Consider the following 16,250-nt stretch of genomic DNA (forward strand, 5'->3'; position numbering starts at 1 on the left):
GTCTCCGGTGTGTGTTGTTGTGAGCGCGCATGGTAGCGAAGGGGGCCGCCGGCACAATGGGCCGGTCGATCCAACTTCCGGAACAGCCCATGACCATCGAGATACCGAAGGAAGCCCGCCAGCAGGCCATCACCTCCATCGAGCGCTATTTCCGCGAGAACATGGAAGAACCCATCGGCAACGTCGCGGCGGGTGCGCTGCTCGGTTTCTTCCTGGAGGAGATCGGGCCGCTGGTCTACAACCGGGCGGTGGCCGAAGTGCAGGAGCGGCTGCAGGCGCGCGTTTCGGAGATCGACCTCGAGGTGCACGAGGACGAATTCCAGTACTGGCGCAAATTCGACAAGCAGAAGAAAGGCCGCTAGCAGAAAGGCCGCTAGCGAAGCCTGCCAGCGTAGCGCCCGCGCATCGTGGCGAGTTCAGAAATGCTTCAAAACGTTGCAGAATTCGCAGCCATGCACCTCCACCGCACCTCCCAAAGCCGCGCGACTCCTTCCGTTTTGCGCGCCCTTGCGGCCTTGCCCTTCGTGCTCGCCGCTTCTTTCGCCACCGCACAGCAGGACCCGTCGGGCTTTCCGCTCGACTCGGTCGGCTACCTGAACGAGGAACTGCCCCGCATGGAGGCGGCCATCGCCGCGAAAGACCGCAGCTTCTTCCACGGCGCGATGGTCCGCACAGTGCAGTTCTCGGAGCGCTGGGGCTTCAAGAGCAAGGCCAATCCCGAACTCGCGGCGTACCCGATGTGCACGGCGGCGGTGATGGACTACGCTGTGGTCGGCATGTGCCGGCTCGCACCGTCCGACGAGTGCGAGCCCGGGCTGGCCTCGCGCTTCGACGCGAACGTGCAGCGCTGCCGGGAGCTGGCGGCAAGGAAATAGCCCAAAGAGACGAAAGAAAGAGACACCCGCCATGGACTACGCCGCCCGCTACAAGACCCTCGCCATCGAGCGCCGCGGCGCGAACGGCGGGGTGCTCGACATCCGGATGCTGGCGGCCAACGGCAAGCTGCCCACGGCGGGCCATGACGGCCATCGCGAACTCGCCGAGATCTGGCGCGACGTGTCGGCCGACGACAGCGTGCGCTGCGCGGTGCTGCGGGGCGAAGGGCTGGGCTTCTCGGGCGGCGGCGACCTCGCCATGGTGCAGGACATGACCACCGACGACGCGGTGCGCCAGCGCGTGTGGCGCGAGGCGCGCGACCTCGTCTACAACATCATCAACTGCGACAAGCCCATCGTGAGCGCCATGCACGGCCCGGCGGTGGGCGCGGGCCTGGTGGCGGGGCTGCTGGCCGACATCTCCATCGCCGCGAAGAACGCGAAGATCGTCGACGGCCACACCCGCCTGGGCGTGGCGGCGGGCGACCACGCCGCCATCGTCTGGCCGCTGCTGTGCGGCATGGCCAAGGCCAAGTACCACCTGCTGCTGTGCGAGCCGGTGAGCGGCGAGGAAGCCGAGCGCATCGGCCTCGTGTCGCTCGCGGTGGAAGAATCCGACCTGCTGCCCCGCGCCTACGAGGTGGCCGAGCGGCTCGCGGCCGGCAGCCAGAGCGCGATCCGCTTCACCAAGTACGCGCTGAACAACTGGTTGCGCCAGGCCGGCCCGACCTTCGATGCCTCGCTGGCGCTCGAATTCATGGGCTTCGCGGGGGCCGGTGTGCGCGAGGGCGTCGCCTCGTTGCGCGAGAAGCGCGCGCCCAACTTCGGCTGAACAAAGACCGGCCGGCCTCAGGCCTTGCGCAACCCCTGCAGCGTCTGCAGCAGCACCACCCGCGTCTGCCCGAGGATCATCCCCTTCCACTCGTCGTTGTCGCAGTAGAAGCCGTCGCGCAGCCGCGTGCGGATCTCGCGCTTCTGCGCTTCCGGCGCCTCGGGGTGGCGGCGCAGCCAGGTGTCGGCGCGCAGGCGGTCGAGCACTTCCAGGTCGGGCAGGGTGCCGAATTCGAGGCCCATGGGCGCGATCTTCGCGTTGGGGCATTCGTCGTACGCGGTGGAAATCACAGGGCCCGACACGTCGGCCGAGGCCGAGTCGCCGGCGAAGGGCGCGAACACGTCGGCGCCCCACCAGTCGTGAGCCCGCGCCAGGTCCTCGGGCGTGTTGCGGCCGGGGTAGATCTTCTCGCCGTGGCCGTAGGGGCCCAGACCGGTGTGCACGTCGATCCAGCCGAGGTGCGTGGCCGAGGCGGCGTACTTGCGCAGGATCTTGCGGATGGTCCTGTTGCTCCACGAAGGCGCGGTGCCGCCGTAGAACAGGCCGTCGGGCGAGGTGTACTGGCCGCGCGTCACGGCGGCGCGGAAGGCGCGCATGCCGTGCTTCTCGACGTAGGCGGCCACGGCCGCTTCGTCGGCGGGCGTCGGCGGCCAGGTGGCGGGCAGCACCAGGGGCTCGACCTCGGCGTACTCGGCATTCACCGGCAGCGGCGCGTTGAAGTCGATGTGGTTGCGGTTCAGGTCGATGTTGTCTTCGTTCGTGCGGTGCAGGTGCGAGAAGCCGTGCGGATTGACCGCGTGCACCAGCAGCAGCGAGACGCCGGCCTGCTCCAGCCGCGAGAGCAGGTCCGCGTCGTTGAGCGTGGCGATCTGCGTGCCCGAGCCGCAGAAGCCTTCGGGGCCGTGCGTGCCCGAGCTCACGAGCAGCACCTTCTTCGCGTCGATGGCGCCGACCAGCGCGACGTCGGTGGCCAGCTCTTCGCCGAGCGCGCCCCTGTGCGCTTCCATCACGAAGGATTCGATGGCGGCGCCGCGCTGCGCGGCAGCCTCCAGGAACTTGGCGCGGGCCTCGACATACGTGCCCGAGAAGAAGCGCGTGGCAGCGGTGGGTTGTGCTTGCATGGGGTGGGACTCCTGTGCTTTGAATGGTGATGAAGGCCGTGGGTCAGGCCGATGCCGAATGGGCGCCGGCGGCGTCGATGTCGCGGCCCGTATGGTCGCGAAGCCAGAGCAGGCCCAGCAGCGAGACCACGGTCATCGCCACCAGGTACCAGGCCGGCGCGAGCTTGCTGCCCGTGGCGTTGAGCAGCCAGGTGCTGATGAAGGGCGCAAAGCCGCCGAAGAGCGCCACGCCCACGCTGTACACCAGCGACATGCCGCTGGCGCGCACCGCCTTCGGGAACATCTCCGGCAGCATCGTGATGCCGGGCACCGTCTGGACGACCAAGCCGAAGCTGAACACGCCGAGCACCACGAACAGCACCGTGGGCGTGGGCGAGGCGTTCAGCCACAGGAAGCCGGGATAGATCAGCAGGGCGAGCGCGACGCGGCTCCAGACGATCAGCGTCTTGCGGCCCACCACGTCCGACAGCTTGCCGACGAAGGGCGCGAAGGCGAAGGAGATGAGGCCGGTGAGCGCGGCGCCGAAGAGCGCCACCGAGGGCGTGAAGCCCAGCTCGCGCACGGCGTACGTGGGCATGTAGAAGGTCACGACATACGCCGCCGTGGTGCCGCCGACCAGCGAAAGAATGGCCGCCAGCACCGTCCTGCCGTGCTGCGTGCAGACGATCTTCAGGCTGCTCTCGCGCGGCGCGGCGGCCTCCCGCGGCGAGATGTGCAGCGACTCTTCGAGATGGCGGCGGATGTACATGCCCACCGGCGCGATCAGCATGCCGATGATGAAGGGAATGCGCCAGCCCCAGCTCTGCATCGATTCGGCAGACAGCGTGAAGGTCAGCAGACCCACCACGACGGCGCCGAGCATCACGCCCAGGCCCTGGCTCGCGAACTGCCAGCTCGCCATGTAGCCGCGGTTGGCCGGCGTGGCGTGTTCCACCAGCAGCGTGGTCGATGCGCCGACCTCGCCGCCGGCCGAGAAGCCCTGGATGAGCCGCGCCAGCACGATGACGATGGGCGCCGCGACGCCGATGGCTGCATAGGTGGGCGTGAAGGCGATCATGGCGCAGCCCAGCGCCATCAGGAAGATGGTGAGCGTCATGGCCTTCTTGCGGCCCGCGCGGTCCGCGTATGCGCCGATCACGATGCCGCCCAGCGGCCGCATGATGAAGCCCACGCCGAAGCTGGCCACCGTCAGCAGCAGCTGGCCGTAGGAACTGAAGGTCGGGAAGAACAGCTTGCCGATCACGAGCGCCAGGAAACCGTAGACGGTGAAGTCGAAGAACTCCAGCCCGTTGCCGATGGTGGTGGCCACGATGGTCTGGCGGCGGCGCGCGGGGGACGAGGACGGCGCGGGCCGGGTGCTTGGGGTGCTCATGTGTCTCCAGTGTTGGCTTTGCTTTTCGGAATGTCGGTCGAAGGTCTACGCCCTGGCCGCGCCGGATGCTAGAGATTCGCCGCTGTCATGAAAAGACAATAATTGGGCTTCGAAGATAACTTTTGGTTTTCATGAAACCCAACCAGCTGCATGCCTTCGTGGCCGTGGTGGAGCAGTTGAGCATCCGTGCCGCCGCGCGCGTGCTGGGCATCTCGCAGCCGGCTGTCACCAAGATCGTGCGCGAGCTGGAGCGCGAGGTCGGCGCGCCGCTGGTGGAGCGCAGCGTCAAGGGCGTGCAGCTCACCGAATTCGGCAAGGCCTTCGCGCCGCGCGCCCGGCTGCTGCTGGCCGACATGCAGCGCGTCCGCGACGAGATCGCACAGATCCGCGACGGTCTCACCGGCAAGGTGGCGCTGGCCGTCAGCACCTCCTTCGCGCTCACCGTGCTGCCGGTGGCCTTCAAGGACTTCCACGCGCGGCTGCCCGCCGTAGACGTGCAGTTCAGCGAGACCGTGCTGCCCTGGATGCTTGCGCGCCTGCGCGAGGGCTCGCTCGACTTCGCGGTGGCGCACGTGGTGCCGGGCCGGCTCGATCCGCAGTTCGAGGCGATGGAGCTCTTCCCGGTGAAGCTTGTGGTGGGCCTGCGCGAGCGCCATCCGCTGCGCGCGAGCAGATCGATACGCGATCTCTACAAGGCCGAGTGGATTCTTCCGGGCGACGACCACTTCAGCGGCCGCGAGGCGGTGTCGCCCTTGCTGCCGCTGGGGCTGCCGCCGCCGGCGCGGGTGATCCAGGGGCAGTCGGTCACGGTGGCGCTGGCGCTGGTCGGGCAGATGGACCTCGTCGGCCTGTTCGTCGAGCCGCTGGCCACGCTGACCTTCAAGCGCCACGGCATCCGCCGCGTGGAGATCGAGGAAGAGCTGCCGACGCTCAGCGTGAGCGTCATCAAGCGGCGCGGGCAGTTGCTGACGCCGGCCGCGCAGCATTTCGTCGAATGCATCCAGCGGGCCTCGGCGGCGGCGGTGGCTGCCTAGGCCTGGGCAGGAGGAAAGACCACGCCGGCCTCGCCCGGCTTCCAGGGCTCGTACTTGTGCATGGCGCGCTCGAAGAGTTCCGATGCGGTCCAGCCCGAGAGCCAGGCCTGCAGGCGCGGCCAGGGCTGGGCGCCGAACCATGCCGCGTCAACCATCGCGAACTGGCGCACGAAGGGCATGAGGGCGGCGTCGGCCAGTGTCGTGCGGGTGCCGGCCAGGTTCGCCGAGGTCGAGAGCCGGGCTTCGAGATCGCGCAGGAAGGCCGCGCCACGCTCGCGTGCGGGCTCGCCGCCGTCCGCATGCCGGTCGGGGTACTTGTAGCGGTCGAGCTGAGGCTTGAAGCCCTCGTCGCAGGCGGCGACCAGCGCGAGCATGTCCTGCAGCGTGCCGGTCTCTGGCTGGAGCCAGCCGTGTGGATCGCTGCGGCGCAGCGCCCACAGCATCACGTCCAGGCTCTGCTCCAGCACCGCGCCGTCTTCGGCGACCAGCACCGGTACCGTCCCCTTGGGAGAGGCCGCGAGCATGTCGGCCGGCTTGTTCTTCAGCGCCACCTCACGCAGCTCGCACCGCTGGCCGCCGGCGACCAGCGCGAGGCGGGCGCGCATCGCGTAGGGACAGCGGCGGAACGAGTAGAGAACGGGCAGGGCGGGAGGCATTCGATCCGGACAGGCGAAGCAGCCGATTTTCGGACATGCCACGGCCGTTTTTCCAGACAATCGGGCCCATGGGTGAACGCCTCTTCCTCCGGCTCGACGACGACCCGCTGCACGGGCCGGAATCGGGTGCACCCGCCGGCACGCTGCGCGCGTTTCCGGTCGCGGCCGCGCTGCGCGGACATGTCTCGCACCTCATGCTGTGCCGCGAGAACCTTGCCGACGGCCACGAGGTACGCGAGCGGGTGTTGCCTGACGGCGCTGTACGGCTGATCTTCAACTTCGGCGATGCGCCTTTCGTCGGGGACGAGCAGGGGCAGGCGGTGGAGGCCATCGGCGCCTCGATCACGCCGGTCATGTTGCGCATGCGGCGGAAGGTGGAGGGCCTTTCCGTCACCCTCCGCCCCGGTGCCGCCGCCGCACTGCTGGGACTGCCGGCCGGAGAGATTGGCGGCACGGCGGTGCATCTCGACGAGCTCTGGCGTGGCGAAGGCGCGGAACTGCTCGAACGCATGACCGAAGCGCGTGACGACGCGACGCGTGTGGCACAGCTGCAGGCCGCGCTGCTGCGCAGGCTCCGCGATGACGATGCCGGGGGCAACGCTGCCGCCATCCGCGCGGCGCAACTCATCGCAGACTCCGGTGGGCGGCGCCCTTTGCGCGAGGTGGCTGCGGCCGTGGGCGTCGGAGAGCGGCGCCTGCAGCAGCTCTTCCATGCCCACGTCGGGCTTTCGCCGCGCGCCTGGAGCCGGCTCGCGCGCATGCACGGCTGCCTGCGCGCGCTGCGGCAGCAGCCCTCGCCGGCCTGGGCCGAGGTGGCGCTGGAGGGCGGCTTCTACGACCAGTCGCATCTGGTCAACGAGTTCCGCGCGCTGTGCGGCGTTACGCCGACCGAGTTCCTCGACCAGGCGGTTTCGGGTTCTTCCAAGACGGCGGGTTGAGCGCTGGCTATCTTCATCCGCTCTCAGGCAAAAGGATCAAAGGAGCCATCAGGATGAACGACGAAGAAAAGACGCCAGGCCGGCCGCTGAAGGACTGCGTGGCGGTGGTGACCGGCGCGAGCCGCGGCGCGGGACGCGGCATCGCGATCGAACTGGGCGCTGCCGGCGCCACCGTGTACGTCACCGGGCGCAGCACGCGCGAGCGGCCCGCCGACACCTACGGCCAGCTGATGGCCCTGTCGGACATGGCCGCGCTGCCCGGCAGCATCGACGACACGGCGGACGAGGTCACGCGCCTGGGCGGGCGCGGCATCGCGGTGCGCTGCGACCACACCAGCGAGGAAGACGTGGCCGCGCTCTTCGCCCGCGTGGAGCGCGAGGCCGGCCGAATCGACCTGCTGGTGAACAACGCCTGGGGCGGCCACGAGACCTTCACCGGCGTGTTCGAGGCGCCGTTCTGGGAACACCCGCTGTCGAACTGGGACTCGATGTTCGACCGCGGCGTGCGCAACCACCTGCTGGCCAGCCGCTGCGCCGCGCCGCTGATGGTGCGGGCGAAGAAGGGCCTGATCGTCACCACCACTTTCTGGGACCGAGGCCACTACATGCGCGGCAGCCTCTTCTACGACCTGGCCAAGGCATCGATGACGCGGCTGGCCTTCGGCATGGCGCAGGACCTGAAGCCGCACGGCGTGGCCTCGGTGGCGGTGTCGCCCGGCTGGATGCGCACCGAGTTCGTGCTGGCCGGCCACAAGACCGACGAGGCCCACTGGCAGCAGCGCCCCGAACTGTCGCGCACCGAGTCGCCGCGCTACGTGGGACGGGCCATCGCGGCGCTGGCCGGCGACCCGATGGTGATGGACAGGAGCGGCGAGGTGCTGCGCGTAGGCGACCTGGCGCGCGAATACAGTTTCACCGACATCGATGGCAGGCAGGTTCCGCCTTTCGAGATGTAGCAGGCCAGGGACGGCGGCCGAAGCAGGCAAATGCTGACAGGTGCAGGCGGCCGCGCGGTGAGGAAATCTCGTTCATCGTTTGTTCTTCCGGAGGCGATCCATGGCGACCCAGACATCCCCGGCCCGGCCACAGCTCAAGCCCGCCATCGAACTGGCCAGGGCCAACCCGGTGCGCTTTCCCAACGAGAGCGCCGAATACCGCGAGGCCCGCACGGCGCTCCTGGCCGAGGAGATCGAACTGCGCCGCCACCTGGAGCGCGTGGCGCAGCAGCGGCGCGAGCTGCCGCCCGGCGGCGTGGTGCCGCAGGACTACCTCTTCGAAGGCAGGGAAGGGCCGGTGCGGCTTTCCGGGCTCTTCGGCGGGCACGGCACGCTCATCACCTACAACTGGATGTTCGGCCCGAAGCGCGAGCGCCCGTGCCCGATGTGCACTTCGCTGTTGAGCGCCTACGACGGCGAGATGCCCGACATCCTGCAGCGCGTGGCTTTCGCGGTGATCGCGACTTCGCCCATCGCCCGGATGACGGCGTTTGCCGCCGAGCGCGGCTGGCGCTACCTGCCGCTGTATTCGTCGGCGGGCAACACCTTCAACCGCGACTATGCGGGCGAGACGCCCGAGAGCGGCGACAACCCCGCGTTCAACGTGTTCCGGCGCGAGAGCGATGGAACCATCCGTCATTTCTGGGCCGGCGAAATGGGCGCCGGAGTTTCAGACCCGGGGCAGGACCCCCGCGGCGCGCCCGATCCGATGCCGATCTGGAACCTGCTCGACATGACGCCCGAGGGCCGAGGGACGGACTGGTATCCGAAGCTGGCCTACTGAGCGGCCGGGGCGAGCCCGCGTACATCGATGCGGAAGCGCAGCTCCGGCGTGCCGCCGAGTGCGGGCAGCTTGACGAATTCTTCCACCAGCACGCCGCCGTTGGCGCGGATAACCTGCTGCGAGGCGATGTTGCCGGGGGCGGTCGTGATTTCCACCTGGTCGAGGCCCATGGCGCGCGCCTCGGGCAGCAGCGCGCGCAGCGCGGCCTTGGCGTAGCCCTTGCCGCTTTTCCACGGCACCACGGCGTAGCCGATGTGGCCGAGGCAGTAGGCGGGCAGGGAGTTGCTGCCCGGCTGCCAGCGCAGCTGGATGCTGCCGCAGAACTCGCCGTCCCACATCCAGCGCCGGTAGCCCGGCAGGCGCGGCACGGTGCCGCCATCGGGCAGCGAGACGGGCGGGCCCTTGGCTTCCGGGTCGACGAGGCTGGCCAGAAAGCGCGCGGGGTCGATGCGGATCTGGGCAAGCTCTTCCAGGCCGGCCTCGGGCCGGAGGTTGTTGGGCGACCAGCCGCGCTCCAGCGCCGCAATGTAGCCGGGGAGATGTTCCCGCGAAGGCCAGACGAGCTGCAAGGGCGACGCGGAGAAATCGGAAAGGGCGGTCATGCCGCCGATGGTAGGCGAAGGCCCCGGCGCGGCAGAAAACGCAACGCAGTTGCATTGGGTTCATATAATGCAATTCTGTTGCATATATGGAGCCAATCCCCATGGCCGACCGCCTTCCCGTTACCGTTCTCTCCGGCTTCCTCGGCGCCGGCAAGACCACGCTGCTGAACCACATCCTCCACAACCGCGAAGGCCGGCGCGTTGCGGTCATCGTCAACGACATGAGCGAGGTCAACATCGACGCGGCCCTGGTGCGCGGCGGCGGCGCCGAGCTCTCGCGCACTGACGAGAAGCTGGTGGAGATGAGCAACGGCTGCATCTGCTGCACGTTGCGCGAGGACCTGCTCGTCGAGGTGCGGCGCCTGGCGAAGGAAAAGCGTTTCGACCAGCTGGTGATCGAGTCCACCGGCATCTCCGAACCCCTGCCGGTGGCCGAGACCTTCACCTTCGCCGGGGAGGACGGCAAGAGCCTGTCGGACGTGGCGCGGCTCGACACCATGGTGACGGTGGTCGACGCCTTCAACTTCCTGCGCGACTACGGCTCGCCCGACAGCCTGGGCCAGCGCGGGCAGTCGCTGGGCGACGAAGACGCGCGCACGGTGGTCGACCTGCTGATCGAGCAGATCGAGTTCTGCGACGTGCTGGTGGTCAACAAGACCGACCTCGTCACGCCCGAGGAGCGCGAGCGGCTGATGGCGATATTGCGCAGCCTGAATCCGCGTGCGCGCATCGAGGTGTCGGAGTTCGGCCGCGTGGCGCTCGACCGCGTGCTCGACACCGGCCTCTTCGACTTCGAGCAGGCCGAGCGGGCGCCCGGCTGGCTGGCCGAGCTGCGCGGCGAGCATGTACCGGAGAGCGAGGAATACGGCATCCGCAGCTTTGTCTACCGCTCGCGGCTGCCGTTTCACCCGATGCGCTTCTGGAAGCTGGTGCAGAGCGAGTGGGAGGGCGTGGTGCGCTCCAAGGGCTTCTTCTGGCTCGCCAGCCGCGCCACGCGCGCGGGTTCGTGGTCGCAGGCCGGCGGGGCCTGCCGCTACGGCGTGGCGGGCTTCTGGTGGGCGGCGGTGCCGCGCGAGCACTGGCCGACCGATCCGGATGCGCTGGAGCTCATCCGCAAGAACTGGGACCCTGCCACCGGCGATGCCCGCCAGGAGCTGGTGCTGATCGGCATCGGCATGGACGAAGAGGCGCTGCGCGCCCGGCTGGACGCCTGCCTGCTCACCGAAGACGAGATGCGCTTCGGCGCCTCGTGGTGGCAGAACTTCCCGGATCCGTTCCCGTCCTGGAACGTCTGAGGCGCGCTATCTGGCGCAGTCGCCGCAGGTGCCGTGGAGGGTCAATGCGGTGTGGCGCGTATCGATGCCCTGCTTGCGCAGCGCTCGCCCCAACCGGCCCATCACCTTCGGCAGCTCCGGGTCGGAAGGCAGCGCCAGCACCTTGTGGCACTGGTCGCATTCGAAGGTGTTGCCCGACTCGGCCTCCACGTGGCGCGAGAAGCGGTTGACGCGGTCGGCGCCCACGCGGCGGTCGCACAGGCCGGCCTCGACCAGCCGGTCGAGCACGCGGTAGACCGTCACCCGGTCGGGCGCCTCGCCGGTGGCGGCGGTGTAGGCGGCTGCCACTTCCTCGTGCGTCAGGGGTTGCGAGCTGTGCTCCAGGAGCTCGAGCACGGTCTGGGCGGCGCGCGTCACGCGCAGGCCGTTCTCGCGCAGCAGCGTTTCGCTGTCGAACGGGGCGGCGCGCGGGGGCTTCGGGTGCGAGGTCGGGGTCTTCATGAGGTCTTCTTGCGAAACGCCATTGTGTTGCATCCCGCGGCGGCAAGGGTAGGGCTGGCGGAAATGACCTGCCTGGCGATGTTCCACCCGGCCCGGGCGCATATGCCGGAATGCGCCTAAGCATCTGACGAATGGGTCGTTCGCCTGCGGGCCGCGGCGCGACAGAATCGCGCCCTTTGTCTTTTGCGATCGAAAGTCTCCCATGCGTGCCCCCTTGCGTGCCCATCCTTTTCTGTCGAAGCTGCTCAAGCCGATGCTGCTGCTGGGAGCCTTTGCTTCCTTGGCGGTGGCAGCCCAGGCGCAGCCGGCGGCCGGCGCCTATCCGTCGAAGCCCGTGCACATCACCGTGGCGAACACGCCCGGCAGCTCGCCCGACGTGCTGGCGCGCTATCTGGGGCAGCGCCTTTCGGAGCAGTGGAAGCAGCCGGTGGTCGTGGACAACCGCGCGGGCGCGGCGGGCATCCTGGCGGCCGACGGGCTGGCCAAGGCGCAGCCGGACGGCTATTCGCTGCTGGTGGGCGCCGACGGGCCCATCACCATCCTCCCCAACATCCAGGCCGGCCTGCCCTACGACGCGCGGCGCGACCTGGTGCCGGTGGTGTCGCTGGGGCAGATCGACTTCGTGCTGGTCGCCAACCCGAAGACGGGCTTTCGCACGGTGGCCGACTTCGTGCGCGCGGCCAAGGCCCGGCCCGGTCACATCAACTACGCCTCCGCCGGCAACGGCAGTCCGCAGCAGCTGAGCATGGAGCTGCTCAAGCAGAAGGCGGGCATCTACGTCACACACATCCCGTACCGCGGCGGCCCGCTGGGCATGCAGGACGTGATCGCGGGGCAGGTCGACGTGATGTTCATCGCCGTCGGCCCCGCGCTGCCGCACATCCGCAGCGGCCGGCTGGTAGCGCTGGGCACCAGCGGCGAGAAGCGCCATGCGCTGCTGCCCGAGGTGCCGACGGTGGCCGAGAGCTACAAGGGCTATCGTTCGGGCACGTGGTTCGGCCTGTTCGCGCCGGCGCGTACGCCGCAGCCGGTGCTGGACGCCATCGCCTCGGAGGCCGGGCGGATCGTGCAGGCACCGGCCACGCGTGCCGAACTGGCGGCGCAGGGCATCGAGGCCACGGGGTACGCGCAGCGCCAGTTCCAGACGCAGGTGTCGGCCGAGTACGAGCGCTATGCGCAGATCGTGAAGGCCGTGGGCATCAAGGCCGAATAGCAGGAATCGTCCAAGTTCCGCCCGGGGAAGTAACGGCGGGGCTTTACATCGAAACCTTGTGCAAGTCGGTCTACCGGCCGTTTCCGCGGCTCGGGCGACGCCGGGATGCGCTAAGGTCCGGGCATCCGCGTTCCTGAATACCTTCGCCCGACCATGTCCCGTCCACCCATCGAGATCGAAACCGCCCCCAACCCCACCGCCACGGTGATCGTGATGCACGGCCTCGGCGCCGACGGCAACGACTTCGTTCCAATCGCCGGCGAGCTCGACCTGTCGGCCGTGGGGCCGGTGCGCTTCGTGTTCCCCAACGCGCCCGTGATGCCCGTGACCATCAACGGCGGCTACCGGATGCCGGCCTGGTACGACATCGTCGTGCCCGACCTCGAGGCACAGGAAGACGAAGCCGGCCTGCGCCGCTCGCAGGCGACCATCGAGGCCGTCATTGCCAACGAGAAGGCCCGGGGCATCGCGGCCGGGCGCATCGTGGTGGCGGGTTTCTCGCAAGGCTGCGCGATGGCGCTGATGACCGGCCTGCGCCACACCGAGCGGCTGGCCGGCGTCGTCGGCCTCTCGGGCTACCTGCCGATCGCCGCCACCACCGCGGCCGAGCGCCACGCGGCCAACCACGAGACGCCGGTGTTCCTCGCCCATGGCCGGCAGGACCCGGTGGTGCCCTACGCGGCCGCCGTGCGCACGCGCGAGGCGCTTTCCGCGCTGGGCTACGCCGTCGAATGGCACGAATACGACATGGCGCACTCGGTGTGCATGGAAGAAGTCGCCGACCTGAACCGCTTCCTGCTGCGGGTGCTCGGCTGAACCAGATCAACGCTCGCACGAAGGAGCCGCAACATGATCCTCGTCATCGGCCACGCACTGGCCAAGCCCGATACCCTGCAGGCGATGCTCGCCATCAGCACCGAGCACGTGCTGCGATCGCGCTCCGAGCCCGGCTGCATCTCGCATGAAGTCTCGACCGACGCGCAGGAGCCGCTGCGCCTGACCTTCGTGGAGCGCTGGAGCGACATGGATGCGCTGCAGGCCCACTTCCGCGTGGACGCCTCTCGTGCGTTCGCCAAGGCGCTTTCGGCGATGGCGGAGGGCACACCGGAGATCCACGTCTACCGCTCGGAAGAGATCGACCTCTCGGCAGGCCAGGCCAAGGCCTGAACCGCGTCCGGAACGCCGACAGCTATCAAAAACATAGCGCACAACAGGGTAACCAGCCCCGGGATTCCCTGCACGAGCAGTGCCCGCTTGCCCGTGCTACCTTCCAGCCCCTCAGAAGATTGATGGGTCATAACAATATGAGCAACAGATTGCAGGAGAGGTTGGGTGCACTTTCAGCCGCACGACTGAAGGGCATGCGACGCGGTATCGAGAAGGAGAGCCTGCGCGCGCTGCCCGACGGCAAGCTTGCGCTGACGCCGCATCCGCTGGCACTGGGCTCCGCGCTCACGCATCCGCACATCACGACCGACTTCAGCGAATCGCAGCTCGAACTCATCACGGGCGTGCACGCGGACGTCGACTCGGCCGTCGAGGAACTCACGCGGGTGCACCAGTTCACCTACCGCGTGCTCGACGGACTGGGCGACGAGCGCCTCTGGGTGTCGAGCATGCCCTGCGGCCTGCCGACCGACGAGACCATTCCGATCGGCCGCTACGGCTCCTCGAACGTGGGCCGTGCCAAGAGCGTCTACCGCATGGGCCTGAGCCACCGTTATGGCCGCCGCATGCAGACGATTTCGGGCATCCACTACAACTGGTCGCTGCCCGAGGTGTCGAGCGAAGAGTATTTCGCGCTCATCCGCAACTTCCGCCGCCACGCCTTCCTGCTGCTGTACCTGTTCGGCGCCTCGCCGGCGCTGTGTTCGAGCTTCGTGGCGGGCCGCCCGCACGAGCTGCAGCCGCTGGGCGACGGCAGCATGTTCATGCCGCACGGCACCTCGCTGCGCATGGGCCGGCTGGGCTACCAGAGCGACGCGCAGGCCTCACTGGCCGTGAGCTACAACAGCCTCGAAGGCTATGCCGCCTCGCTGCAGGACGCGCTCACCCGCCCGTGGCCGGCCTACGAGGCCATCGGCATCCGCAACCTGGGCGGCGACTACAACCAGCTCGGCACCAGCCTGCTGCAGATCGAGAACGAGTTCTACGGCACCATCCGCCCCAAGCGCGTGATCAACCCCGGCGAGCGGCCGCTGCACGCGCTGCGCGAGCGCGGCGTGGAGTACGTCGAAGTGCGCCTGATGGACCTCGACCCCTTCGAGACCGTCGGCATCAACGCGCAGACCATGCGCTTCATCGATGTGTTCCTGCTGCACTGCCTGCTGAGCGACAGCCCCGACGACACGCCGCAGGAAATCGCCGACCTGGCGCAGAACCAGCATCTCACCGCCGCGCGCGGCCGCGAGCCGGGCCTGAAGCTGCGGCGCAACGGCGCCGAGGTGACGCTCGCCGACTGGGGCCTGGAGCTGGTCGGGCAGTGCCTGCCCATCGCCGCCGCGCTCGACGCGGCGCAAGGCAGCGGCACGGCGCATGCCGACGCGGTGCGCGCCGCCGGCGCCGCGCTGCGCAACCCCGACAGCCTGCCCTCGGCCCGCGTGCTGGCGGCCATCGAGAAGGAACACGCCAACTCCTTCGTCGGCTTCGTGCGCGCCCGCTCCGAGCAGACCCGCGCCACGCTGCTGGACCTGCCGTTCTCGGCGGCCCAGCAGGCCGAGTTCGAGCGGATGACGGCCGAGTCCATCCAGGAGCAGAAGCGCATCGAGGCGGCCGACACCATGCCCTTCGAGATCTACCGCGAGCAGTACGTCTCGCCCGCGCGCCTGGGCATGCCACGCAGCCGAACTCCGGTCGCTGCCTGAGCGCCGCTGACACGCTGGCGACTGGGCTCGCCGCGCCGAAGCTGCCCCGCGGCCGCTTTCTGGGGTAAAACGCCACGCTGCCGCCCGGGCAAGGCAAGCCCGGCGCGGCAACGAACAACGGCAACTCCCATGGAAGGCGACAAAGAGACATGAGCAACGGCAGCAACCTCGATTTCAAGGGCCGCGTGGCCATCGTGACCGGCGCGGGCGGCGGCCTGGGCCGCCAGCATGCACTGGCGCTGGCCGCGCGCGGCGCGAAGGTGGTGGTCAACGACCTGGGCGGCGCGCGCGACGGCTCCGGCGGCTCGGTGAGCGCCGCGCAGGCGGTGGTGGACGAGATCAAGGCGGCCGGTGGCGAGGCGATTGCCAACGGCGCGTCGGTGACCGACTTCGAGGCGGTGCAGGCCATGGTCAAGGAGGCGGTCGACGCCTGGGGCCGCGTCGACATCCTCGTGAACAACGCGGGCATCCTGCGCGACAAGAGCTTCGCCAAGATGGACCTGGCCGACTTCAGGCTGGTGGTCGACGTGCACCTGATGGGCGCCGTGAACTGCACCAAGGCCGTCTGGGCGCTGATGAACGAGCAGAAGTACGGCCGCATCGTGATGACCACTTCTTCGTCGGGCCTGTACGGCAACTTCGGCCAGAGCAACTACGGCGCGGCCAAGCTCGCGCTGGTGGGCCTCATGCAGACGCTGAGCATCGAAGGCGCGAAGAACGACATCCGCGTGAACTGCCTGGCGCCCACGGCGGCCACCCGCATGACCGAGGACCTGTTCCCCAAGGAAATGCTCGAAGCCTTCCGCCCCGAGGCGGTGGTGCCGGCGATGCTGGTGCTGGCCGGGCAGGACGCGCCCAACCGCACCGTCCTCTGCGCGGGCGCCGGCACCTTCGAGGCCGCGCACATCACGCTGACGCAGGGCGCCTGGCTGGGCATCGAGGCCGACACGCCGGAGCAGCTGGCGGCGCGCCTGTCGGAAGTGACCGACCGCGAAGGCGAGGCGGTGCCGCAAAGCGGCGCGGCCCAAGGCGCCAACGAAGTCGCCAAGGGCATGGCGAACGCCAAGCGGGGCTGACCACCGGTTCGGCCCGGCACCGTGTTCATGGCGCGCTTGACCTGGAGCGCACTCGAGCATTTCCAATGAATCCACCGGGCATCCGGTGCATTCAACAAAAAGGAAATGAAGCC

At 69.0% G+C, this 16,250-nt stretch carries 18 protein-coding genes; 13 read left to right on the forward strand and 5 right to left on the reverse strand.

Translation table 11 applies throughout. The annotated features are described in order from the left end of the window. The first annotated feature begins 89 nt into the window (after positions 1 to 89). The 3 genes from EJP67_RS23745 to EJP67_RS23755 all read left to right on the forward strand — a co-directional run bounded on the left by EJP67_RS23745 (position 90) and on the right by EJP67_RS23755 (position 1,707). The gene (locus tag EJP67_RS23745) at positions 90 to 362 is read left to right on the forward strand and encodes a DUF2164 domain-containing protein (protein ID WP_126024178.1); all 273 of its coding nucleotides are present in this window, start codon (positions 90 to 92) and stop codon (positions 360 to 362) included. A gap of 90 nt (positions 363 to 452) precedes the next feature. Beyond that, positions 453 to 875 carry a hypothetical protein gene (locus EJP67_RS23750; RefSeq protein WP_126024179.1) on the forward strand — a complete coding sequence of 141 codons (423 nt, stop codon included), beginning with the start codon at positions 453 to 455 and terminating at the stop codon, positions 873 to 875. A 31-nt stretch (positions 876 to 906) separates the two neighbouring features. After that, positions 907 to 1,707 carry an enoyl-CoA hydratase/isomerase family protein gene (locus EJP67_RS23755; protein WP_126024180.1) on the forward strand — a complete coding sequence of 267 codons (801 nt, stop codon included), beginning with the start codon at positions 907 to 909 and terminating at the stop codon, positions 1,705 to 1,707. Between the two features lie 17 nt (positions 1,708 to 1,724). Here EJP67_RS23755 and EJP67_RS23760 read toward each other — a convergent pair whose 3' ends face one another. Further along, complete coding sequence (locus EJP67_RS23760; protein WP_126024181.1) at positions 1,725 to 2,828, reverse strand: M14 family metallopeptidase; 1,104 nt, start codon at positions 2,826 to 2,828, stop codon at positions 1,725 to 1,727. A 43-nt stretch (positions 2,829 to 2,871) separates the two neighbouring features. Further along, the gene (locus EJP67_RS23765) at positions 2,872 to 4,200 is read right to left on the reverse strand and encodes an MFS transporter (protein WP_126024182.1); all 1,329 of its coding nucleotides are present in this window, start codon (positions 4,198 to 4,200) and stop codon (positions 2,872 to 2,874) included. A 131-nt stretch (positions 4,201 to 4,331) separates the two neighbouring features. Here EJP67_RS23765 and EJP67_RS23770 point away from each other — a divergent pair, with 131 nt between their 5' ends. Continuing rightward, complete coding sequence (locus EJP67_RS23770) at positions 4,332 to 5,234, forward strand: LysR family transcriptional regulator (protein WP_126024183.1); 903 nt, start codon at positions 4,332 to 4,334, stop codon at positions 5,232 to 5,234. Here EJP67_RS23770 and EJP67_RS23775 read toward each other — a convergent pair. Then, positions 5,231 to 5,890: a glutathione S-transferase gene (locus EJP67_RS23775; protein WP_126024184.1), complete on the reverse strand. Its 660-nt coding sequence runs from the start codon at positions 5,888 to 5,890 to the stop codon at positions 5,231 to 5,233. The two genes, EJP67_RS23770 and EJP67_RS23775, sit on opposite strands and share 4 nt — an antisense overlap. Positions 5,891 to 5,958: 68 nt before the next feature. Between EJP67_RS23775 and EJP67_RS23780 the strand changes: the two genes are divergently transcribed. The 3 genes from EJP67_RS23780 to EJP67_RS23790 all read left to right on the forward strand — a co-directional run bounded on the left by EJP67_RS23780 (position 5,959) and on the right by EJP67_RS23790 (position 8,607). Beyond that, positions 5,959 to 6,828: a helix-turn-helix domain-containing protein gene (locus EJP67_RS23780; RefSeq protein WP_184636244.1), complete on the forward strand. Its 870-nt coding sequence runs from the start codon at positions 5,959 to 5,961 to the stop codon at positions 6,826 to 6,828. Positions 6,829 to 6,881: 53 nt separating this feature from the next. Next, positions 6,882 to 7,784, forward strand: coding sequence for an SDR family oxidoreductase (locus EJP67_RS23785; RefSeq protein ID WP_126024186.1), 903 nt, complete (start codon positions 6,882 to 6,884; stop codon positions 7,782 to 7,784). 100 nt (positions 7,785 to 7,884) lie between these two features. Continuing rightward, positions 7,885 to 8,607, forward strand: coding sequence for a DUF899 family protein (locus EJP67_RS23790; protein ID WP_126024187.1), 723 nt, complete (start codon positions 7,885 to 7,887; stop codon positions 8,605 to 8,607). On the opposite strand, the gene EJP67_RS23795 is transcribed toward EJP67_RS23790, so the two are convergent. After that, a complete protein-coding gene (locus tag EJP67_RS23795) occupies positions 8,601 to 9,209 on the reverse strand; it encodes a GNAT family N-acetyltransferase (RefSeq protein ID WP_126024188.1) in 609 nt (202 codons plus the stop codon). The two genes, EJP67_RS23790 and EJP67_RS23795, sit on opposite strands and share 7 nt — an antisense overlap. Before the next feature lie 101 nt (positions 9,210 to 9,310). Here EJP67_RS23795 and zigA point away from each other — a divergent pair, with 101 nt between their 5' ends. Continuing rightward, positions 9,311 to 10,504 carry a zinc metallochaperone GTPase ZigA gene (gene zigA / locus EJP67_RS23800; protein WP_126024189.1) on the forward strand — a complete coding sequence of 398 codons (1,194 nt, stop codon included), beginning with the start codon at positions 9,311 to 9,313 and terminating at the stop codon, positions 10,502 to 10,504. A gap of 6 nt (positions 10,505 to 10,510) precedes the next feature. On the opposite strand, the gene EJP67_RS23805 is transcribed toward zigA, so the two are convergent. After that, a complete protein-coding gene (locus EJP67_RS23805; RefSeq protein ID WP_126024190.1) occupies positions 10,511 to 10,984 on the reverse strand; it encodes a Fur family transcriptional regulator in 474 nt (157 codons plus the stop codon). A 202-nt stretch (positions 10,985 to 11,186) separates the two neighbouring features. On the opposite strand from EJP67_RS23805, the gene EJP67_RS23810 reads away from it, so the two are divergent. The 5 genes from EJP67_RS23810 to EJP67_RS23830 all read left to right on the forward strand — a co-directional run bounded on the left by EJP67_RS23810 (position 11,187) and on the right by EJP67_RS23830 (position 16,137). Then, positions 11,187 to 12,197: a Bug family tripartite tricarboxylate transporter substrate binding protein gene (locus EJP67_RS23810; RefSeq protein WP_126024191.1), complete on the forward strand. Its 1,011-nt coding sequence runs from the start codon at positions 11,187 to 11,189 to the stop codon at positions 12,195 to 12,197. Between the two features lie 153 nt (positions 12,198 to 12,350). Further along, a complete protein-coding gene (locus EJP67_RS23815) occupies positions 12,351 to 13,013 on the forward strand; it encodes an alpha/beta hydrolase (protein WP_126024192.1) in 663 nt (220 codons plus the stop codon). Positions 13,014 to 13,046: 33 nt separating this feature from the next. Continuing rightward, on the forward strand, positions 13,047 to 13,364 hold the full coding sequence (locus EJP67_RS23820; RefSeq protein ID WP_126024193.1) for a putative quinol monooxygenase: 318 nt from the start codon (positions 13,047 to 13,049) through the stop codon (positions 13,362 to 13,364). 137 nt (positions 13,365 to 13,501) lie between these two features. Next, the gene (gene gshA, locus EJP67_RS23825) at positions 13,502 to 15,061 is read left to right on the forward strand and encodes a glutamate--cysteine ligase (RefSeq protein ID WP_126024194.1); all 1,560 of its coding nucleotides are present in this window, start codon (positions 13,502 to 13,504) and stop codon (positions 15,059 to 15,061) included. Between the two features lie 149 nt (positions 15,062 to 15,210). Continuing rightward, positions 15,211 to 16,137, forward strand: coding sequence for an SDR family NAD(P)-dependent oxidoreductase (locus EJP67_RS23830; protein ID WP_126024195.1), 927 nt, complete (start codon positions 15,211 to 15,213; stop codon positions 16,135 to 16,137). The last annotated feature ends 113 nt before the right edge of the window (positions 16,138 to 16,250 follow it).

This window comes from Variovorax guangxiensis (assembly GCF_003952165.1).
Lineage (GTDB): Bacteria > Pseudomonadota > Gammaproteobacteria > Burkholderiales > Burkholderiaceae_C > Variovorax > Variovorax guangxiensis.